The sequence below is a fragment of the Cryobacterium breve genome (assembly GCF_004402375.1).
Lineage (GTDB): Bacteria > Actinomycetota > Actinomycetes > Actinomycetales > Microbacteriaceae > Cryobacterium > Cryobacterium breve.
Map to the genome: position 1 here is coordinate 147,563 of NZ_SOGJ01000015.1, position 20,679 is coordinate 168,241.

Annotated in this window: 16 protein-coding genes and 2 riboswitches; of the genes, 13 read left to right on the plus strand and 3 right to left on the minus strand. The window is 66.7% G+C overall.

What is annotated here, in order from left to right:
• Window positions 1–80 precede the first annotated feature (80 nt).
• On the plus strand, window positions 81–1,382 hold the full coding sequence (locus E3O65_RS06560) for an FAD-binding domain-containing protein (RefSeq protein WP_198411721.1): 1,302 nt from the start codon (window positions 81–83) through the stop codon (window positions 1,380–1,382).
• Window positions 1,383–1,402: 20 nt separating this feature from the next.
• Here the strand turns inward: E3O65_RS06560 and E3O65_RS06565 are convergent, their stop codons facing one another.
• On the minus strand, window positions 1,403–1,747 hold the full coding sequence (locus E3O65_RS06565) for a LysR family transcriptional regulator (protein ID WP_241985845.1): 345 nt from the start codon (window positions 1,745–1,747) through the stop codon (window positions 1,403–1,405).
• 413 nt (window positions 1,748–2,160) lie between these two features.
• Window positions 2,161–2,258: riboswitch (glycine riboswitch) on the plus strand.
• A 1-nt stretch (window position 2,259) separates the two neighbouring features.
• Window positions 2,260–2,361: riboswitch (glycine riboswitch) on the plus strand.
• 77 nt (window positions 2,362–2,438) lie between these two features.
• Here E3O65_RS06565 and gcvT point away from each other — a divergent pair.
• Genes gcvT through gcvP form a run of 3 tightly spaced genes read left to right on the plus strand, consistent with a single transcriptional unit; the run spans window position 2,439 to window position 6,952 of the window.
• Window positions 2,439–3,593 carry a glycine cleavage system aminomethyltransferase GcvT gene (gene gcvT / locus E3O65_RS06570; RefSeq protein WP_134362934.1) on the plus strand — a complete coding sequence of 385 codons (1,155 nt, stop codon included), beginning with the start codon at window positions 2,439–2,441 and terminating at the stop codon, window positions 3,591–3,593.
• A 26-nt stretch (window positions 3,594–3,619) separates the two neighbouring features.
• Window positions 3,620–3,991, plus strand: a complete 372-nt coding sequence (gcvH, locus tag E3O65_RS06575) for a glycine cleavage system protein GcvH (RefSeq protein WP_134362935.1) — start codon at window positions 3,620–3,622, stop codon at window positions 3,989–3,991.
• Window positions 3,992–4,021: 30 nt separating this feature from the next.
• Window positions 4,022–6,952: an aminomethyl-transferring glycine dehydrogenase gene (gene gcvP / locus E3O65_RS06580; protein ID WP_134362936.1), complete on the plus strand. Its 2,931-nt coding sequence runs from the start codon at window positions 4,022–4,024 to the stop codon at window positions 6,950–6,952.
• A 105-nt stretch (window positions 6,953–7,057) separates the two neighbouring features.
• Here the strand turns inward: gcvP and E3O65_RS06585 are convergent, their stop codons facing one another.
• Together E3O65_RS06585 and E3O65_RS06590 are read right to left on the minus strand one after the other, a co-directional pair.
• A complete protein-coding gene (locus tag E3O65_RS06585; protein ID WP_422386408.1) occupies window positions 7,058–7,858 on the minus strand; it encodes a CPBP family intramembrane glutamic endopeptidase in 801 nt (266 codons plus the stop codon).
• A complete protein-coding gene (locus tag E3O65_RS06590) occupies window positions 7,855–8,241 on the minus strand; it encodes a thiol-disulfide oxidoreductase DCC family protein (RefSeq protein ID WP_241985846.1) in 387 nt (128 codons plus the stop codon). The genes E3O65_RS06585 and E3O65_RS06590 overlap by 4 nt, the downstream gene beginning before the upstream one ends.
• A gap of 224 nt (window positions 8,242–8,465) precedes the next feature.
• On the opposite strand from E3O65_RS06590, the gene E3O65_RS06595 reads away from it, so the two are divergent.
• The 9 genes from E3O65_RS06595 (at window position 8,466) to E3O65_RS06635 (ending at window position 20,566) form a co-directional block, all read left to right on the plus strand.
• Window positions 8,466–10,076: a peptide ABC transporter substrate-binding protein gene (locus E3O65_RS06595; protein WP_134362939.1), complete on the plus strand. Its 1,611-nt coding sequence runs from the start codon at window positions 8,466–8,468 to the stop codon at window positions 10,074–10,076.
• Window positions 10,077–10,212: 136 nt separating this feature from the next.
• Entirely contained in the window at window positions 10,213–11,142 is a 930-nt protein-coding gene (locus E3O65_RS06600; protein WP_134362940.1) for an ABC transporter permease, read from the plus strand.
• A complete protein-coding gene (locus tag E3O65_RS06605) occupies window positions 11,132–12,079 on the plus strand; it encodes an ABC transporter permease (protein ID WP_134362941.1) in 948 nt (315 codons plus the stop codon). The genes E3O65_RS06600 and E3O65_RS06605 overlap by 11 nt, the downstream gene beginning before the upstream one ends.
• A complete protein-coding gene (locus E3O65_RS06610; protein ID WP_134362942.1) occupies window positions 12,076–13,836 on the plus strand; it encodes a dipeptide ABC transporter ATP-binding protein in 1,761 nt (586 codons plus the stop codon). Before E3O65_RS06605 ends, E3O65_RS06610 begins: the two co-directional genes overlap by 4 nt.
• Window positions 13,837–13,893: 57 nt before the next feature.
• A complete protein-coding gene (locus tag E3O65_RS06615; protein WP_134362943.1) occupies window positions 13,894–14,469 on the plus strand; it encodes a PH domain-containing protein in 576 nt (191 codons plus the stop codon).
• Window positions 14,470–14,736: 267 nt separating this feature from the next.
• Complete coding sequence (locus E3O65_RS06620) at window positions 14,737–15,720, plus strand: ABC transporter permease (protein ID WP_134362944.1); 984 nt, start codon at window positions 14,737–14,739, stop codon at window positions 15,718–15,720.
• A gap of 1 nt (window position 15,721) precedes the next feature.
• Complete coding sequence (locus E3O65_RS06625; protein ID WP_134362945.1) at window positions 15,722–16,678, plus strand: ABC transporter permease; 957 nt, start codon at window positions 15,722–15,724, stop codon at window positions 16,676–16,678.
• Window positions 16,671–18,827, plus strand: a complete 2,157-nt coding sequence (locus E3O65_RS06630) for a dipeptide ABC transporter ATP-binding protein (RefSeq protein WP_134362946.1) — start codon at window positions 16,671–16,673, stop codon at window positions 18,825–18,827. The genes E3O65_RS06625 and E3O65_RS06630 overlap by 8 nt, the downstream gene beginning before the upstream one ends.
• A 53-nt stretch (window positions 18,828–18,880) precedes the next feature.
• The gene (locus tag E3O65_RS06635) at window positions 18,881–20,566 is read left to right on the plus strand and encodes an ABC transporter family substrate-binding protein (RefSeq protein ID WP_134362947.1); all 1,686 of its coding nucleotides are present in this window, start codon (window positions 18,881–18,883) and stop codon (window positions 20,564–20,566) included.
• Window positions 20,567–20,679 lie beyond the last annotated feature (113 nt).

The window sequence follows — 20,679 nt, forward strand, 5'->3', positions numbered from 1 at the left end:
GTCGGTCGTGATCGCATGATCGCGACCGGCCCAGGCCTTTTCTCTGCCTGCCCACAGCTCGCCGGAGTCTAAAATCAAGTGTGCTCATCGCCCTGAACGACGGAACCGCAGAGGCCCTCGTGCGCCGCCGGCTGCACCATCTGGTCGACGACGACGACGACGACGACGACGACGACGACGACAACAACGACGGAAACGACGAGGTGCGGGCGAGTCTCGGCATCCAGGGCGGCCAGAGCCGCGCCGACCGTGCCCTGGCCGCATTTTCGGTCGCGGGCTACGCGGCCAGGCGCAGCCAGGTTCTGCCGGAAACCGATCGCGGTGCATCCCGGCTCTCACCGTATATTCGACACTCCCTGTTGCCGTTGCGCCGGGTGTGGGAGCACGTCGCCGACGGACCCGCCCGGGACGCCCGCAAATTCCGGGACGAGTTGCTCTGGCAGGAATATGCCCGCCACCTCTACGCGCGGGTGGGCGCGGCCCTGCACCAGAACTTGCGCTTCGAGGCACCCTGGGCCGGGGACTTCGAGCCCGCCGCCTGGCCGCAGCGCATGCACTGCGTCGATTCGGTCGTGTCGGAATTGAAAACCGACGGCTGGCTGGTCAACCAGACCCGGATGTGGCTCGCCTCCCAGTACACGGTCCGCGCCGGCGCCGGGTGGCACGCCGGCCAGGAGGTGTTCTATCGGCACCTGCTCGACGGCTCCCGTGCGGCCAACCTGCTGGGTTGGCAGTGGACTGTGGGGGCCGGCACCGGTTCCCCCTACGGCTTCGCCCGCTGGCAGGTTGAGAAACGGGCCCCGCAGCTCTGCCGCGATTGCCCGCTCGCCAGGGCCTGCCCGATCGAGCAGTTCCCGGCGGCGCGCGCCCCGGTTCCGGTGACGGATGCCCCGGCGAACCTCACCCGCGACCCTCAGCTGTCCATCACGCGGGGACCCGCCGCAGTCGTCCGGCGCCGCGCGGCCCGGTCGGTGCTTCTGACGGTGGACTCCCTGGGCGATGCAGATCCGGCCCTCGCAGAGCATCCCGACCTTCCGGCCGTCTTCGTCTTCGACGAGCCGGCCCTGGCCCGGTTGCGACTGTCGAGCAAGAGACTGATCTTCACGGTGGAGACCCTTCAGGATCTGGCCCGGCGCCGCGAGGTGGTCGTGCACCTGGGCGACCCGCGCGTGATCGTTCCGGGCCTCGACGCAGCCGTCACATCCGCACCGGTGCCGAGCTTCGCTCGCTATGCGGAGGGCGCGGCAGAGCTGCATCCGTGGCCGTGGCTGGTGGAGCCGCACAGCGGCTCGGTAGCCAGTTTCTCCGCTTGGCGCCGGGCCTCGACCGGAGTGCGCGCGGCAGAGGGACCGGTCGACATGACGCGATTGGACGGTCTGTAGCGGTCGACGGAGAGCCCCGGCTAGCGCCCCTGGCGACGCTTACCGGGCCGCGGCTGGCCCTTGACCTCGGGTGCGCGGCCCTTGCCCTTCGCCGCCTTGGCCTTGCCGCCCGCCGGGAGCGGCGGCTTCCAGGGCTCGTTCGAGGCAGCCAGCTCGGTGCGGGCATCCGTCAGAAACAGGGTGCCCGCGGTGGTCAGCCGGGTGGTCTCCGTGGTGCGGTCGATGAGCACGACGCCGAGGTTCGCCTCGAGTTTCGCGATCGAGGAACGCAACTTCGGGGTGGAGATGCTGAGGTTCATCGCGGCGCGCGGAAAATGCAACTCCTCGGCGACGGCGATGAAGTGCCGGAGGAGGGTGTTGTCCACGGGAACGCCTTTCTTCTGACCCGCATGATTCGCGGGCAGACTCATAGGGTACGCGCCGAGTGTGGCCCGCGGTGACGGATGCCGGTGGAGGCGACGGCGTCTTCCCCCACGACTCCGGTACTCAGGTATCACCCCTCTGGTGAAGTAAGTCCTGGTTCTGGACGATTTGTGGACAATTCGCAATTGGGCGGGGAGCCGAGTTCCGGCCTTGACGCGACGAATATCGACCGGGAAGCGACGAACCTGCAATCCACCGTGACGCCGCCCGCGGGTACCGCGGGACCGCCTGCACCGCCCGCCGATGCTGGCGGTCCGCCTGCGCTGCCTGCTCTTCCCGGCTCGGACCCGGTCGACCATCTCTCATGGGCTCGGCGCACGCTAGGCTGGACCCGAAAAGTGAATATCGGGCCGTCAAGGTCGATGCGGGAGAGTTCGACGCCGTCAGGCAGCCGAACACCGAAGGAGCAATCCTCCCCGACAATCTCTCAGGTACTCGTACCGCATCGAACTGGCCACTCTGAAAAGTAGTCGCGGAACCACAGCGACTCGCCCATGGTGAAAATCGCTCCGGCAACGGCGGCGGTGAAGCTCTCAGGCCTGACGACAGAGGGGGAGTTCCCAGGGGTTCGATCGCTCGACCGCGCCCCGGAGATTTTCGCTCGGCTCCGGTCGACGACAACCTGGAGAACTCATGACCTCGGACACCGCCGCCCACCCCGATTCCGCCCCACAGGCTGAGCGCTTCTCCCCGCTGCACCAGGCGCACGTCGATGCCGGTGCCAACTTCACGGACTTTGCGGGCTGGCAGATGCCGGTGCGCTACTCGAGCGATCTCGCCGAACACCACGCCGTTCGCACCAGTGCGGGCATCTTCGACCTGTCCCACATGGCCGAAATCGTCATTTCGGGGCCGGAAGCGGGCGCCTACCTCGACTACGCCCTCGCCGGCAAGCTCTCCGCGATCGACCTGCTCCAGGCGAAGTACAGCCTCATCCTCAACCGCGCCGGCGGCATTATCGACGACGTCGTCGTCTACCGCACCGCCGAGAACGAGTACCTCGTCATCGCCAACGCCGGCAACCGGTTCCCGGCCTTTGAAGCACTGTCGGCCCGTGCCGCCCGCTTCGACGTCACCGTCACCGACACGAGTGACGACGTCGCTTTGATCGCCGTGCAGGGGCCGAACTCCCGCGCCATCCTCGAAGCCACCGCCGACCTCACGGTCGACGGCGACCTGCCCGCGCTCAAGTACTACCGTGCTCTCGGCGGCACCTTCCAAGCCGGCACCGTACTCGTCGCCCGCACGGGTTACACCGGTGAAGACGGCTTCGAACTCTACGTCGACGTGTCGGATGCCGCGGCGCTCTGGGACGCGCTCTGCGCGGCGGGGGCATCCTTCCACCTCGTGCCGGCCGGACTCGCCAGCCGTGACACGCTGCGCCTGGAAGCCGGCATGCCGCTCTACGGCCACGAGCTGAGCACCTCAACCTACCCGGCCCAGGCCGGTCTCGGCCGCGTCGTCAACCTCGGCAAGGAGGTCGACTTCATCGGCCGCGAGGCCAGCGAGGAGGGCCCAAGCGCCGAGGCGCGCGTGCTCGTGGGGCTGGCGTCGGCCGGCAAACGTGCGGGGCGGGCCGACTACTTGGTATATCGCAGCGCGGATGCGACCGTGTCCGACGGCGTGATCACGAGCGGGGCGCTGTCGCCGACGCTCGGGCATCCGATCGCCATGGCGTATGTCGCGCCCGGGCTGGCCCGATCAGGCACCGAAGTCTTCGTCGACGTGCGCGGCACGCGCGTCCCCGCGACCGTGACCGCCCTTCCGTTTTACAAACGTCAGAAATAATTCACCCCCTCGAGAGGAACACCGCCATGGCTGAACAGTCCGAACTCCAGTACACCGCCGAGCACGAGTGGGTGCTGGTCGACGGCGCCACTGCGACCGTCGGCATCACCGCGTATGCCGCGGACAAGCTCGGCGACGTCGTCTTCGTCGAGCTTCCTGCCGTGGGCAGCGATGTCGCGAGCGGCACGGTCGTGGGCGAGATCGAGTCCACGAAGTCGGTCGGCGAGCTCTTCGCCCCTATCACGGGCACCGTCACCGAGACCAACGATGCCGTTGTCGACAGCCCCGAGCTTGTCAACGGAGACCCCTTCGGTGCCGGCTGGCTGATCAAGGTCAGCTTCGCCGAGTTACCTCCCCTCCTCAGCTACGCCGAATATTCCGCCCTCATCGGCGAGTAGCGATAAAGAAAAGCGCAGGTTCCCGCACACATGTCACAGCCTTTCACTCAGCGCCACATCGGCACGGATGCCGACGCGCAGTCCCGCATGCTGGCCATCCTCGGTTACGAATCGATTGACGCCCTCGTCAACGCCGCTGTGCCCGAATCGATCCAGGTGGACCAGTTCCGCACCGTCGGCGACAGCACGCTGCCGCCCGCCGCCACGGAACGCGAGGCGATTGCGGAGCTGCGCGAACTCGCCGGACGCAACACCGTGAAGCGCTCGATGATCGGGCTCGGCTACTACGACACCGTCACCCCCGCCGTGATCAAGCGCAATGTGTTCGAGAACCCCAGCTGGTACACGGCGTACACGCCGTATCAGCCCGAAATCTCCCAGGGCCGTCTCGAGGCGCTGATCAACTTCCAGACCATGGTCGCGGATCTGACCGGCCTGTCCACGGCCAATGCGTCGATGCTCGATGAGGCGACCGCGGTCGTGGAAGGCATGCTGCTCACTCGCCGGGCATCGAAATCGAAGTCGACCCGGTTCCTCGTCGACGTCGACGCGCTCCCGCAGACGAAGGCGCTGCTCGCCAATCGTGCGGCCGCCCTCGGGATTGACCTGGTGGAGGTCGACCTCGCGTCGACCGCTGCCGACGCGACCGCCGAACTCGGCGAGTACTTCGGTCTCTTCGTGCAGTACCCCGGTGCATCCGGCCGGGTCTGGAACCCGGCCGGCGTCATCGCCGCGGCGCAGGCGCAGGGCGCGCTCGCCGTCGTCGCCGCCGACCTGCTGGCGCTGACCCTGATCACCTCGCCCGGCGAACTCGGCGCGGATGTCGCCGTTGGCACCAGCCAGCGCTTCGGCGTGCCGATGGGGTTCGGCGGTCCGCACGCGGGTTATATGGCCGTGCGCAAGGGCCTCGAGCGTCAACTTCCCGGCCGCCTGGTCGGCGTCAGCGTGGACGCGGCCGGCCACCCGGCCTACCGCCTGTCGCTGCAGGTACGTGAGCAGCACATCCGTCGGGACAAGGCCACCTCGAACATCTGCACCGCCCAGGTGCTCCTGGCCGTGATGGCCGGCATGTACGCCGTGTACCACGGTCCAGAGGGGCTGAAGACGATCGCGCGCCAGGTGCACGAGCGCGCCGGGCAACTTGTCGTCGCCCTTCTCGCCGCCGGCGTCGACGTCGTCACCGCGACCTTCTTCGACACGGTCCGGGTCTCCGTGCCTGGCCGCGCCGCCGAGGTCGTCCGGGCCGCCGCTGTCAGCGGCATCAACCTGCACCTGGTTGACGCGGACACGATCGGCATCGCTGTCGACGAGACGACGACCCTGGCCGATCTCGCCCTCGTCGTCGGCGCGTTCGGCGGCAGGGACGCCTTCGGCCTGGTCGACTTCAGCATGGTCGAAGCGGGGCTCCCGCCCGAACTGCATCGCACCAGCGAGTTCCTCACCCACCCGGTGTTCAACACGCACCGTTCGGAGACGAGCATGATGCGCTACCTCAAGCGCCTCGCCGACTACGACTACGCGCTCGACCGCGGAATGATCCCGCTGGGCTCCTGCACCATGAAGCTGAACGCGGCCACCGAGATGGAAGCCGTCAGCTGGCCCGAGTTCGGCGGCCTGCACCCGTTCGCCCCGCGCGCCGATGTCGAGGGCTACCTCGAGCTCATCCGGCAGCTCGAAACCTGGCTGACGGATGTCACGGGCTACGACTCGGTATCCCTTCAGCCCAACGCGGGCAGTCAGGGCGAACTCGCCGGGCTGCTCGCGATCCGCGGCTTCCACCTCTCCACCGGGGACACCCAGCGCACGGTCTGCCTGATCCCGTCCAGCGCGCACGGCACCAACGCGGCATCCGCCGTGCTGGCCGGCATGAAGGTCGTTGTCGTCGCCTGCGACGAGCTCGGCAATGTCGATCTCGCTGATCTGCGCGCCAAGATCTCGGAGCACGCCGAGAGCCTGGCCGCCCTGATGATCACCTACCCGTCCACGCACGGGGTCTACGAGCACGAGGTCGGCGCCATCTGCCGGGCCGTGCACGACGCCGGCGGCCAGGTCTACGTCGACGGCGCCAACCTCAACGCCCTGCTCGGATTCGCCCGCTACGGCGATTTTGGTGGCGACGTGTCGCACCTGAACCTGCACAAGACGTTCTGCATCCCGCACGGCGGCGGTGGGCCGGGCGTTGGACCGGTCGCGGCCAAGGCTCACCTCGCACCGTTCCTGCCGGGGCATCCCATGGCCCAGGGCGACGAGCACTACCTGCTCGGGGCCGGCGACGCGCCGGCGCTCGCCGGCGGTGTCGGCGGCACGGTCGTGCACACCGGCGGGCCGGTCTCGGCGGCCCCGTACGGCAGTCCGAGCATCCTGCCCATTTCCTGGGCCTACGTGCGCATGATGGGAGCCGAGGGTCTGCATGAGGCCACCGGCGCCGCGGTTCTGGCGGCCAACTATGTGGCCAAGCGGCTCGAGGCGCACTACCCGGTGCTCTACGCGGGTGACAACGGTCTGGTTGCGCACGAGTGCATCCTCGACCTGCGCCCGCTCACCGAGACCACCGGGGTCAGCGTGGACGATGTGGCCAAGCGCCTCGTCGACTACGGCTTCCACGCCCCGACCATGAGCTTCCCGGTCTCCGGCACACTCATGATCGAACCGACGGAGAGTGAAGACCTGGCCGAGATCGACCGGTTCGTCGAGGCCATGATCGCGATCAAGGCCGAAGCGGATGCCGTGGCGGCGGGCCGCTGGCCTGCCGACGACAACCCGCTGTGCAATGCTCCGCACACCGCGCAGTCGGTGATCGAGGGGGAGTGGACGCACGCCTACGACCGGGAGACGGCGGTCTACCCGGTGCGCAGCCTCATCCGTGGCAAGTACTGGCCGCCCGTGCGTCGGATCGACAACGCCTACGGCGACCGCAACCTCGTCTGCGCCTGTCCGCCCCCCGAGGCCTTCGAGTCGTAACGTCTCCAACGAATTTGACGGAGATTTTGTACATTCGGACCCGTTTGGGCCCGATTCGCGCCTCATGCGGCAAAATCTCCGTCGAATTCGCCCGGTCGGGGTGGGTCAGGCTGCGGGGGTGAGAAGGCCGGGCCACCAGGCCAGGGCGAGCGGATAGCCGACGAAGGAGACGATGTCGAGGATCCAGTGCGCGATCACCAGCGGCGTGGTGCGTCCCCAACGCACGTAGCACCAGCCGAACAGCACCCCCATAACCGCATTGCCGAAGAACGGACCCACGCCCTGGTAAAGGTGGTAGCTGCCGCGCAGCAGCGCCGAGGACACGATTATCGTCCAGGTCGACCAGCCCAGCTCGCGCAGCCGGGTGAACAGGTAGCCGACCACGATCAGCTCCTCCACCAGTGCCGAGCGCAGCGCCGAGAGCAGCAGGATCGGGATCGTCCACCAAAACGTATCCATCGGTGACGGAACGACCGCCACCGTGAAACCGAGGGCCCGTCCGGCGAGGTAGAGCGCCAGGCCGGGGATGCCGATCACGAGCACCAGCCCGACACCCCGCTTCAGGTCCCGCCCCGGCTGGGTGAGGTCGAAGCCGAGACGGCGGAACGAGTTCTGCCCCGGTAGCCACAGCAGGTAGAACACCAGGGCCACCGAGAACAGGGCGAAGAAGATCTCCAGGAACTGGTAGCTGAAGTCGAGCCACTCTCGAGTCGACTGTGACCCGTTGAGGGTCGCCGACTGTTCCGCGAGCGGGCGGGTATCGGTCAGTCGGGCGATGATCGAGATGATCGAATAGAGAGCGGATGCGCCGAGCGAGAGCCCGAGGACGATCCCCACCTCCCAGCGGAGAGCGCGCCGATCACCGCGCAGAGTCACGCTCCCGGTTCCGCTCCCGGTCACGCTCAGGGCTTCATCCGGCAGGCCGGGGTTCCGCCTGGCAGCCGGTGGCGGTACCGGGCCACGAACCGGTAGCCCGCTTCGGCGGCCCAGGACCACGGCGGAACGGTACCCAGCCAGCCCAGGGCGCGCAGCGCGGCCGTGGGCTGATGCCGGAGCAGCGCCGCCACGGCGGCGGCGCCACCGAACTGGTGTCCGTCGACGACCAGCCACACCCGGGACTGGGCATCCTCCGTCGTCAGCGCATAGGAGGCCAGGTCGGTCCACTGGTAGGGGGAGGAGGCAGGCATAGCGGGCAGGAGGCTCTTCATGGCGTTGACGGACGTGGTGCAGAAGGCACAATCGCCGTCGAAGATCAGCAGCGGAAGACGGGCAGGTGCGGTCACGGTCATCATCCAATCCTGCCACTGCCCGGAACGGGCATGATGCTGAATGTGGCGGAGAGTTTGCGCGCAAGAACCTGCTGTGGCGCAACTATCCTGCGCAGTTTGTTTCGCATGTGTAACGTTTCCTCAAGAGATTATGCGAATTCCGCACCTGCTCTTTAAGGTCGATATATCCGAGGTGTCTGCGCGCCCAAGGGCCGCGCGACATTTCCCTGCGCACTGGAGGAAAATTGAAAATCAGGAGACTGGGCATACCAGCCATCGCCTTGGCCGCTGCGGGAGCCCTCGTGCTCTCCGGATGCGCCAGCGGAGACACCCCCGCAGAGGGCGACAAAGCGTCGATCATCACGACCAACGGCTCTGAGCCGCAGAACCCGATCATCCCGACGAACACCACCGAAACCGGTGGTGGCAAGATCGCCACCTCGATCTTCGCCGGACTCGTCTCGTACACCGCCACGGGCGAGACCGAGAATGAGGTCGCCAAGTCGATCGAATCCGACGACGCGCAGAACTGGACCGTCACCCTGAACGAGGGCTGGGAGTTCACCAACGGCGAGGCCGTCACGGCCGATTCCTTTGTGGATGCCTGGACCTACGGCGCCATGTTCAGCAACGCGCAGGGTGCCTCGTACTTCTTTGATGACATCGCGGGCTTCAACGGCGAGGCCGATGCCGAACTGACCGGCCTGAAGGTCGTCGACGACACCACCTTCACGGTCGAGCTGGCCTCGCCTGAGGCTGACTGGCCGCTGCGCCTCGGCTACACGGCATTCATGCCGCTGCCCTCCGCCGCTTACGACGACATGGAAGCCTTCGGTGAGAACCCGATCGGCAACGGTCCGTACATGCTGGACGGAGAGGGTGCCTGGGAGCACGAGGTCGGAATTGACCTCGTCACCAACCCCGATTACGACGGCGTGCGCAAGCCCGCCAACGGCGGCCTGACCATCGTCTTCTACGCCTCGCAGGATGCAGCGTACGCGGACGTGCAGGGTGGAAACCTCGACGTGCTCGACGCCGTCCCGGATGCGGCCTTCGAATCCTATGAGTCGGACTTCCCGGACCGCTTCATCAACCAGCCGGCCGCGATTTTCCAGGGCTTCAACATGCCCTACTACCTCGAGCACTGGAGCGGTGAGGAAGGCAAGCTGCGCCGCGCCGCCATCTCGATGTCGATCGACCGTAAGGAAATCACAGACGTCATCTTCCAGGGCACCCGCACCCCGGCGACCGACTTCACCTCGCCGGTCATCGACGGCTACTCCGACTCCCTCAAGGGTGCCGAAGTTCTCGAGTACAACCCCGAAGAGGCCAAGGCCAAGTGGGCCGAAGCCGAAGCGATCGCGCCGTACACCGGCACGTTCGACCTTTCCTACAACTCCGACGGCGGCCACGCCGCTTGGGTGGACGCGGTCACCAACAGCATCAAGAACACGCTCGGCATCGAAGCCATCGGCAAGCCGTACCCGACGTTCGCCGCGGCCCTCGAAGACCGTGAATCCGACGCACTGACCGGTGGAACCCGCGCCGGCTGGCAGGGCGACTACCCGTCGCTGTACAACTTCCTCGCCCCGCTGTACCAGACCGGTGCCGGCTCGAACTACGAGGACTACGCCAGCCCCGAGTTCGACGCTCTGCTGAAGGAAGGCGCATCCGCGTCTTCCGTCGAGGATGCGACCGCGAAGTACCAGGAAGCGCAGGAACTGCTGCTCGTGGACCTGCCGACCATCCCGCTCTGGTACTCCAACGTGACCGGTGTTTGGTCCGACAAGGTTGAGAACGTCGTCTACGGCTGGGACTCTGTGCCGCTGTACACCGACATCACCAAGGGCGAGTAGAACTCGTTCGATTTGTTCAACAGCAGTAGATAGAACCAAGTGTGGGGTCCGGGGCGTGAAGCCCCGGACCCCACACTGACTAGACTCAACCAGTGATTGTGAATCTCATGTACATACGTTCCGGCTTGGGAACCTGATGATCTGGTACACCGGCAAGCGCCTGCTCCAGATGATCCCGGTGTTTTTCGGTGCAACCCTCCTGATCTACTTCATGGTGTTCTCCCTCCCTGGGGACCCCATCGCTGCCCTGTACGGCGACCGGCCTCCGGCGCCCGGCGTGATCGAGCAGATCCGCGCCCAGTACAACCTGGACAAGCCGTTCATCGTTCAGTACCTCATCTACATCGGAAACTTCTTCCAGGGTGACCTGGGAACGACCTACTCCGGCCGTCCCGTCGGCGACGTCATGGCGCAGGCGTTCCCGATCACGGCCCGCCTAGCCCTGCTCGCGCTGGCCATAGAAGCCTTCTTCGGCATTCTGGTCGGCCTGGTCGCAGGCCTGCGCAAGGGCAAGCTGTTCGACACCAGCGCCCTCGTGGTCAGCCTCCTCCTGATCAGCGTTCCCACGTTCGTGATCGGGTTCGTTCTGCAGTACGTCTTTGCGGTGAAGCTCGGCTGGGCGCGCACCACGGTGAGCAGTGAGGCTCCCTTCAGCGAGTTGCTGCTGCCGGCCCTTGTGCTGGCCTCCGTCTCGTTCGCGTACATCGTGCGACTCACCCGGGCGAGCGTGTCCGACAACCTCAACGCGGACTTCGTGCGCACGGCCACGGCCAAGGGGCTCTCCCGCCGCCGCGTCGTAGGTGTGCACGTGCTGCGCAACTCCCTGGTGCCCGTCGTCACCTTCCTCGGTGTCGACCTCGGATCGTTGATGGTCGGTGCCATCGTCACCGAGGGCATATTCAACATCAACGGCGTCGGCGGCACCATCTACAAGGCGATCAAGCTGGGGGAAGGACCCACCGTGGTCTCGTTCATCGCGGTGATGGTCGTGATCTTCGTGCTGGCCAACCTGCTCGTCGACCTCCTCTACGCAGCCCTGGACCCGAGGATTCGCTATGCCAAATAAGAACCCGAACGCGCAGACGCACTACGTCGCCGCGCTGGAAGAGACGCCGGTAGAGACAGTCGACCGGCTCGACGAATCACAGAAGGCCCGCAGCACCTGGGCGGATGCCTGGGACGCCATGCGCGTGCGACCCACCTTCTGGGTTTCCTCGGCCCTGATCCTCTTGATCGTCATCGTCGCCCTGTTCCCGAGCCTGTTCGCCCAGGTCTCGCCCCGGGACTGCGACCTCGGTGACAGTCACAGTGGCGCCGAGGACGGGCATCCGCTCGGTTTCACCCGACAGGGCTGCGACATCTACGCGCGGATCATCTTCGGCACGCAGGCCTCGGTCACCGTCGGCCTGCTCGCGACGATCCTGGTCACCTTCACGGGGATCATCGTGGGTGCCCTCGCCGGTTACTACGGCGGCGTTCTCGACGCCATCGTCTCCCGCATCGGCGACATCTTCTTCGCCGTCCCCACCGTGCTGGGCGCCATCGTGCTGATGTCGGTCCTGCCGGAGCGCACGCCCGTCACCATCGCATTGGTGCTCTCGCTCTTCGCGTGGCCGCAGATCGCGCGCATCATGCGTGGCGCCGTGCTCTCGGCCCGCAACTCGGACTACGTCACGGCCTCCGTCGCCCTGGGCGTCTCCAAGTTCCGCATCCTGCTGCGCCACGTCGTTCCGAACTCGATCGCGCCCGTGATCGTGATTGCGACCGTCTCGCTGGGCACATTCATCGTGGCCGAGGCCACCCTGTCATTCCTCGGCATCGGTCTCCCGCCGGCCATCATGTCCTGGGGCAACGACATCGACGCCGCCAAAAGCTCCCTCCGCACCAATCCGCAGGTGCTTCTGTACCCCGCTGCAGCCCTGTCCGTGACAGTCCTCGCGTTCCTCATGCTGGGCGACGTCGTGCGCGACGCCCTCGACCCCGAAGCGAGAGCCCGCCGATGAGCCAGACCGTCATCGAACCCGTCAGCGAACCCGTCAACGACGGCTCCGGCCTGGCCAAAGAACCCCTGCTCCAGATCCGTGACCTCGAGGTCGGGTTCCAGACCCAGCGCGGGCTCGTTCCCGCCGTGCGCGGGGTCAGCCTCACGCTCTACGCCGGCCAGACGCTGGCGATCGTGGGGGAGTCCGGCTCTGGCAAGACCACGACCGCGCAGGCCATCATCAAACTCCTTGCCGGCACCGGCACGATCACGGCCGGGCAGATCCTCTTCGAGGGCCGCGACCTCGCGGGCCTGTCCGAGAAGCAGATGCAGGATGTGCGCGGTCGCCTGATCGGCTACGTGCCGCAGGACCCGATGAGCAACCTGAACCCCGTGTGGAACATCGGCTTCCAGGTGGAGGAGGCAATCCGGGCCAACAACGTGGCCCAGGGCAAGGCCGCACGCCAGCGCACCATCCAGGTACTGCAGGAAGCGGGCCTCAGCGACGCCCAGGACCGCCTCAAGCAGTTCCCGCACCAATTCTCAGGCGGCATGCGCCAGCGCGTACTGATTGGCATCGGCCTGTCCGCCCGGCCGAAGCTCCTGATCGCCGACGAGCCCACCTCGGCCCTCGACGTCACGGTGCAGCGCCAGATCCTCGACCACCTCGGCACCCTCACGCGTGACTACGGCACCTCGGTGCTGTTCATCACCCACGACCTCGGCCTCGCGGCCGAGCGGGCCGAACAGCTCGTCGTGATGTACAAGGGCAAGGTCGTCGAATCCGGGCCGTCGCAGGAGATCCTCGCCAACCCGCAGCACCCGTACACCCAGCGTCTCGTGGCCGCGGCTCCGAGCCTGGCCTCTCGTCGCATCCAGTCGGCCAAGAACGACGATGCGAGCGGCGCGGACATCTACTCCGGCGGATCGCTCGACACGACCCTCGTGGCCCGCGCGGCCGAGCGGGAGCCTGCCGCCGAGGCGAGAGACCTCATCAAGGTGCAGAACATCTCCAAGATGTACCGCATCCGCACAAAAGGCCTGAAGTACAACGAGTTGCTCGCCGTCAACGACGTCTCCTTCGCCATCAAAAAGGGCACCACCACAGCACTCGTCGGCGAGTCCGGCTCGGGCAAGTCGACCGTGGCCAAGCTCATCCTGCAGCTCGAAAGCATCACGAGCGGGCAGATTGAATTCGACGGCCAGGATGTCGCCGGGCTCAAGGGCACGGCGCTGCTGAAGTTCCGTCGCCGGGTTCAGCCGGTCTTCCAGGACCCGTACGGTTCCCTCGACCCGCAGTACAACGTGGGCAACACCATCGCGGAGCCGCTGCTGGCGCACAAGATCGGCTCGTCGGCGGAACGCCAGGCTCGCGTGCGCGAACTTCTCGACCAGGTGTCCCTGCCGTGGGCCACCCGGTACCGGTACCCGAGCGAGCTCTCCGGCGGGCAGCGCCAGCGTATCGCCGTCGCGCGCGCCCTGGCCCTCAAACCGGACGTGCTCGTGCTCGACGAGGCCGTCTCCGCCCTCGACGTGCTCGTGCAGGGCCAGATCCTGAACCTGCTCACCGAGCTACAGACGGAGCTGGACCTGACCTATCTTTTCATCACGCACGACTTGGCGGTCGTGCGCCTGGTCGCCGACAACGTTTGCGTCATGCAGAAGGGCAAAATTGTGGAGTCCGCGTCCACGGACGAGGTCTTCGACAGCCCCCGCGAGGCCTACACCCGGGAGCTGCTCGCAGCCATCCCCGGTGCCAACTTCGAGTTCGGCCGCTAGCGCGTGACCGGCGGCTCGGGACGACGTCCCGACCGCCGGAGACCCTCGGGGGCTGACATGCGGCTGGAGCCGGCCGTGATAGCGGTGCGGTCGCCGGCATCGGTCGTGGTCTTCGCGGCCGTGGCCCTGCTGTGCGCCGCCCTCGTGACGGATGCGACCCTGCGGGGGCGCTGGGACGTGGCCCTGGCCGCCCTGCCTGCGGTGGCACTCCTGCTGTGGGCTGCCTGGCTTGTCTTCGCTAGACCTTGCCTGCGTTTGCGCGCGGAGGGGCTCGACGTTGTCAACGTGCTGCGCACGACCAGCGTGCCCTGGGGCGAGGTGGAAGACATCGCGCTGCGCCACCAGGTCATCGTGCTGACCCGGAGCGGTGAGCGGCTACTGTGCTGGGGCGCCCCGTCGTCGGCGCGCTCGACTGCGTTAACCACCCGCACGGCGTCGCAGGGGCGCGAACCGAGCGGCCGGATCAGCGGCTCCGGAGCGCACCGGGCCATCCGGGGCTACTGGGAGCGGCATGAGGCTCCACGGCGGGTGGGGGAGGCCAGCGTTCGCCGCTGGCATCGCCGGTCGATCCTGGTGGCTGCCACGCTCGCCGTCGCCGTGGTCGTTCAGCTTCTTGTGGTGGCCATTGACTGAGTTTTGCTCAATCGAATCGTGCTCTTCTGAACAGAATGCTCCCTAAGTTTCGAAACTGTTACATTTTTTGTCTGAATCTGGTCCAGACTGACAACTGGGGCAGAGTCGCTTCGCTCAGGCATGGGCTCTCCCCTCAACACATGAGATTGCAAACTGTTCCTCTCGCCGGAATCCGGCAGGAGGCGCGATGGGGGAGTTGCCATGGTTTCGGTTCTTTGCACGTTGTCGATCGCAGTGCGCGGCCCGCGGTTCTGATCTCCCGCCTCGATGGTTCTCTATATCTTCAAGCGCTTCATCAACTACTTCTTCCTATCGATGATCGCCACCTGCCTCGCCTACGTTGTCTCCAGCCTGGCGCTCGACCCGGCGGCCAAGTACTACGGGCGCAACCCGCAGCCGACGCAGCAGACGATTGACAACATCCTCAATGGGCTGGGGGTGAACCCTGACGTCCCCGTTCTGCAGCGGCTCTGGGAGTGGCTGGTCAACATCGTCGCGCACGGTTCACTGGGCAACGGCGTCAACGGCGTCTCCATCGTTGACCAGATCATCTCCCGGGCGGGGGTCAGTCTGCGGCTGCTCTTGATCGGGTCCCTGATCGGAGCCATCGTCGGCGTGACCCTGGGTGTCTGGGGTGCCGTGCGGCAGTACAAGCTGAGCGATCAGGTGGTCACCTACGGCTCCTACCTGATCTTCGCCACGCCGACCTTCGTGATCGGAGTGCTGCTGATGATCGGTGCGACAGTGCTGAACGGCGCCGCGGGCATGCAGCTGATCACCTTCACGGGGGAATACTCGGCCGGTCTCACCGGGTCGTGGTGGGACCTGGCCCTCGATCGAGGCATCCACCTACTCCTGCCCACCATCGCGCTGGCACTGATCGGCGCCGCCGGCTACTCGCGCTACCAGCGAAGTGTCATGCTCGACGTGCTGTCGGCCGACTTCATCCGCACCGCCCGGGCCAAGGGCCGCTCCCGCAACTCGGCGCTCGTGCGCCACGGCGTTCGGGTCGCGCTCATCCCGATGTCCACCTTCTTCGCTTACAGCTTCGGCACCCTGGTCTCTGGCTCGATCATGTTGGAGATCGTCTTCTCCTTCCACGGAATGGGTGAATTCGCCCTGAACGCCATCAGCCAGAGCGACATCAACGCCGTCGCGGGCACGACGCTGTTCGTGGCGATCCTGATCCTGTTCTCGTCGACGCTCTCCGAAGTGCTCTACGCCGCGCTTGACCCGAGAGTGAGGAACTGAGATGTCCCTGCTCGAAGAAACCAACGCCGAACTGGGTGCCCCGGACGTCCTGGTCACGCCGCAACCCCTCGGGGTAGGCGTGCCGAGCGGTCCGCCGGCCCGGCCCCGGTCCCGAGGACGCCTGATCTGGCGCCGGCTCACCCAGACCTCCCGGTTTTGGGTGGGGGCGATCGTAATCGGCCTGATTCTCGCCTGGGCGCTGCTCGGACCGCTGTTCTACCCGTTCGACGCCTTCGGGCGTGACCCACTGAACATGGGCCTCGGGCCCACCCAGCTGCACTGGTTCGGCACCAACAGCATCGGCCAGGACCTGTACGCCCAGACCCTCGTCGGTCTGCAGAAGTCGCTGGTGATCGGTTTGATCGCCGGGCCGCTCGGCACCCTCATCGCCGCGGTGGTCGGTTCCGTCGCCGGCTACATGGGCGGTGTGGTCGACCGGGTGCTGGTCTGGTGCATCAACCTGCTCCTGGTGCTGCCGTCCTTCATCCTGCTGGTGATCCTGAGCCCGCTCTTCAAGGGGCTGTCCTGGGTGTTCCTGACCATCTTCATCGCCGGCTTCAGCTGGATGATCATGGCCCAGGTGGTGCGGTCCCAGACCAAGTCGCTGCGCGACCGCGACTTCGTCAAGGCAGCCCGGTACATGGGCGTTCCCATGCCCAAGATTCTCGGTCGCCACATCATCCCGAACGTGGCGTCGCTGCTCATCATCGACGCGACCCTCGGCGTTGTCGCGGCGATCCTGGCCGAGACCAGCCTCAGCTACTTCGGCTTCGGCATCCGGGCTCCCGACGTCTCTCTCGGCACCCTGCTGGCCGAGGGGACGAGCGCGGCCGTGACGCGGCCGTGGCTGTTCGTTTTCCCGGCGGGTGCGCTCATCGTGACCCTGTTCGCCGTCAGCCTCATCGGTGACGCCCTGCGCGACGCCGTCGATCCAACCTCGGGAGTCAACCGTGACTAATCTGCTGACGAACGAGAACCCGTCCGGGAACGGTCGCACCGACCCCCCACTCCTCGAGGTCAGGGACCTTTCGGTCACGTTTCCGCAGCGCGGCGGCCCGTCGGTCCAGGCGGTGCGCGGCATCAGCTATCAGGTGCACAAGGGTGAGTTCCTCGGCATCGTGGGGGAGTCCGGCTCGGGCAAGTCCGTGTCGTCACTGGCGCTGATGGGGCTGCTCCCCAGCTCGGCCACGGTGACCGGCAGCATCCTGTTCGGCGGCCGGTCGCTGCTGGAGCTGAACGACCGGCAGCTCTCCGGCATCCGGGGCCAGGAGATCTCGATGATCTTCCAGGACCCGCTCTCGGCGTTGACGCCCGTGTACACCGTGGGCGACCAGATCGCCGAGGCGCTCCTGCTGCACGACGCCGCCCTGAGCAAGCGGGCCGCCGCGGCCCGGGCCGTCGAACTGCTCAAGATCGTCGGCATCCCGGCGCCCGAGCGACGGGCCCGGGCGTTCCCGCACGAGTTCTCCGGCGGAATGCGCCAGCGCGCCATGATCGCCATGTCCATCGCCAACGACCCGCTCCTGATCATCGCCGACGAGCCGACGACGGCCCTGGACGTCACCATCCAGGCGCAGATCCTCGAGGTTCTCGAGAAGGCGAAGAGCCTGACCGGCGCCGCCGTGGTGCTGATCACCCACGACCTGGGTGTGGTGGCCGGCCACGCCGACCGCATCGCCGTGATGTACGCGGGCAAGCTCGTGGAGAACGGCACGACCCATGAGGTCTTCGCCGACCCGCATATGCCGTACACGATCGGGCTGCTGCGCTCGGTGCCCAATATGCAGACCGCCGGAACGCAGCGGCTGGTTCCACTCGAGGGGCGGCCGCCGTCGCTCACGGTACTGCCGCGCGGATGCCCCTTCGCGGCACGGTGCCCGATCGCCGTATCCGCCTGCCTCGACACCGAGCCCGTGCTGCTGGACCACGCGCCGGCGGCACCCGGCGTGCCCGTCGCCGGGCTCGGCGAGGCCGCGCACGTCGCCGCCTGCCACCGCTCGGCCGAGATCGCGTCGGGCACGTTGACCCGGCCCGACGTTTTCCCCCGGCCGGAACCGTTGGCCGTGGAGCACCGGGAGAAGAACGCGGACACCGAGCCGGTCCTTAAGGTCACGGGGCTGGTGCGCCACTTCCCCCTCACCAAGGGCGGGGTTTTCTCCCGCCAGATCGGCACCGTGCGTGCCGTGGACGGGGTGTCGTTCTCCATCCAGCCCGGCCAGACCCTGGGTTTGGTGGGCGAGTCCGGGTGTGGCAAGTCGACGACCATCCTCGAAATCCTGGAGATGAGGAAGCCGCAGGCCGGGCAGATCCTGATCGACGGCCAGGATGTGGCCACCCTGGGCCGGGCCGACCTGCTGCGGTTGCGGAAGGACGTGCAGATCGTCTTCCAGGACCCGATGGCCGCACTCGACCCGCGGCTGCCGATCGGCGACATCATCGCCGAGCCGCTGACCGTGCACGGCGTGAAGCCCGCAGACCGGCGCGCCCGAGTGGCGGAGCTGCTCGACCTCGTCGGGCTCGACCCTGCAATGGCCGACCGGTACCCGCATGAGTTCTCCGGCGGGCAGCGACAGCGGGTCGGCATCGCCCGTGCCCTTGCCACGAACCCGCGGCTCGTCGTGCTCGACGAACCGGTGTCCGCGCTGGACGTGTCCATCCAGGCCGGCGTGATCAACCTGCTCGAAGACCTCAAGGAGCAGCTCAACCTCTCCTACCTGTTCGTCGCCCACGACTTGGCCATCGTGCGCCAGATCGCGGACACGGTCGCCGTCATGTACCTCGGACGGATCGTCGAATACGGACCGGTCGCCGAGGTTTTCGCCCACCCGCGGCATCCATACACGCAGGCCCTCATCTCGGCGGCACCGATCCCGGACCCCGAGATCGAGCGCAACCGTAAGCGCGTGCTGCTGGAGGGTGACCTGCCGAGCCCGACGGAGCAGATCGACGGCTGCAATTTTCGCAGCCGCTGCCCGCTGTACACCCTGCTGCCGCCGCAAAAGCGCTCTCTCTGCGAGAGCTTCGACCCGCTGCTGGCGCTGCACGACACGGTGCAGACGGCCTGCCACCACTCGGAGCAGAACACCCTCCTGACTGCGGCCGTCTAGTCCCTTTACTTCCCTCACCGGAATTGATCCCACCAAGAAAAGGAGAATCACACATGAAACGGAAAAGTACTGGTTTCGCAGCGCTCGCCGTTCTGAGTGCGTCCGCCCTGTTGCTCACGGCCTGCGCTCCCGGAAACACCGCCGAGGACTCGCCCGCCGCGAGCGAGAGCACTGTCCTTCCCACCACGGCGTGGGAGGTCGCCGACGCCGCCGACGTGCAGGACGGTGGAACGCTCAACCTCTCCATCGGCTCCCTGCCCTCGAACTGGAACACTTACCAGGTCGACGGCAACGAGTCCGACACGGTCAACACCGTGGCGCCGACCACCGGAGGCCCGATCCGGGTCTCGGCCGACGGGACCACCACGGTGGACCCGAACTACGCCAGCAGCGTCGAGGTCATCAGCGACGACCCTCAGGTCGTGGAGATCAAACTGAACCCGGCCGCGGTCTGGGAAGACGGCACCCCGATCACCTACAAGGACTACGCGGCCACCTGGGCGGCCATGAACGGCAGCAACGAAGAGTTCTCCCCGGCCTCCACAGCCATCTTCGAGCAGATCAGCGCGATCGAGTCCACCGGAACCGACTTCGACTTCACGGTGACCTTCGACTCGATCAACGCCGACTGGGCGTCGATCTTCACGAGCGTGCTGCCGGCCAGTGTCACGTCCACGCCTGAGGTATTCAACACCGCCTACGTCACCACGCCGGTGCCGTCGTCCGGTCCGTTCGTCATCTCTGACGTCGACACCACCGGGCAGGTCGTCACGTTGACCCGCAACCCGCTGTGGTGGGGTGAGGCGGCCAAGCTGGAGACCATCATCGTGAAGGTCATCAGCGGCGCGGCGGCAGCCACGTCGTTCGGCAACTCCGAGACCGACGTGCTCTACATCTCGTCGAACGCGGACGCCTACCAGACGGCTGAGAAGCGCGCGGATGCCGAGATCCAGGCATCCGGAGGCCTCACCTGGACCCACGTCACCATGAACGGCTCGAAGGGCCCGCTCGCCGACGTCGAGCTGCGGCGCGCCATCGGCCACGCGGTCAACCGGTCGCTGATCTCCGAATCGGCCAACACACCGGTCGGCGTGGACGCCACCACTCAGGGCAGCTACATCTTCATGCCGGGTCAGAAGGGCTATGAAGACAACGTGGGCGACGCGATCGGCTACGACGTCACCGCGGCCGAGAAGCTTCTGGAGGACGCCGGCTACACGGTCGGGGACGGCGGCATGCGCGAGAAGGACGGCAAGGCTCTCGAGCTGTCCATCACCGTGCCGGCAGACACCCCCACGAACAAGCAGCGCGCCGTGCAGGTGCAGGCAGACCTGAAGGAGGTCGGCATCGCCGTCGAGCTCAACGAGGTTCCCGCCGCTAAGTACTTCTCGGACTACATCATCCCGGGCGACTTCGAGATGACCAGCTTCTCCTGGGTCGGCACACCGTGGCCGATTTCCTCGAGCGAGGCGCTGTTCGCCCCGGTCGACTCCGAGTCGAACTTCACGGGCATCACCGACAAGAAGCTCGCGGACCTCTTCGACGAGGCCAACACGGAGCTCGACGCCGACAAGCGCATCGTCATCGCCAACGAGATCGACACGGTGCTCGCCGCGTATGTGCCGATCATCCCGCTCGCGCCGCTGCCGAACGTCTACGCCGTGAAGTCCGGTCTCGTCAACTACGGGGCCACGCAGTTCGAAACGGTCGACTGGTCCGTCGTCGGCTGGAAGAAGTAACCGAGAGGCCCGCAACACGTCACGGCTGACGGGGCGGGAACTTCGGTTCCCGTCCCGTTTTTTTCATGCCCACCGGCGGATCGAGCGCGACTCTCAGCCTCCGGACGGAGAGA

Bases quoted from the DNA above. Each gene is read 5' to 3' on its own strand.
- gcvT (WP_134362934.1), top strand. From the start codon at position 2,439: ATGACCTCGGACACCGCCGCCCACCCCGATTCCGCCCCACAGGCTGAG.
- gcvH (WP_134362935.1), top strand. From the start codon at position 3,620: ATGGCTGAACAGTCCGAACTCCAGTACACCGCCGAGCACGAGTGGGTG.
- gcvP (WP_134362936.1), top strand. From the start codon at position 4,022: ATGTCACAGCCTTTCACTCAGCGCCACATCGGCACGGATGCCGACGCG.
- E3O65_RS06590 (WP_241985846.1), bottom strand. From the start codon at position 8,241: ATGACCGTGACCGCACCTGCCCGTCTTCCGCTGCTGATCTTCGACGGC.
- E3O65_RS06600 (WP_134362940.1), top strand. From the start codon at position 10,213: ATGATCTGGTACACCGGCAAGCGCCTGCTCCAGATGATCCCGGTGTTT.
- E3O65_RS06605 (WP_134362941.1), top strand. From the start codon at position 11,132: ATGCCAAATAAGAACCCGAACGCGCAGACGCACTACGTCGCCGCGCTG.
- E3O65_RS06610 (WP_134362942.1), top strand. From the start codon at position 12,076: ATGAGCCAGACCGTCATCGAACCCGTCAGCGAACCCGTCAACGACGGC.
- E3O65_RS06615 (WP_134362943.1), top strand. From the start codon at position 13,894: ATGCGGCTGGAGCCGGCCGTGATAGCGGTGCGGTCGCCGGCATCGGTC.
- E3O65_RS06620 (WP_134362944.1), top strand. From the start codon at position 14,737: ATGGTTCTCTATATCTTCAAGCGCTTCATCAACTACTTCTTCCTATCG.
- E3O65_RS06625 (WP_134362945.1), top strand. From the start codon at position 15,722: ATGTCCCTGCTCGAAGAAACCAACGCCGAACTGGGTGCCCCGGACGTC.
- E3O65_RS06635 (WP_134362947.1), top strand. From the start codon at position 18,881: ATGAAACGGAAAAGTACTGGTTTCGCAGCGCTCGCCGTTCTGAGTGCG.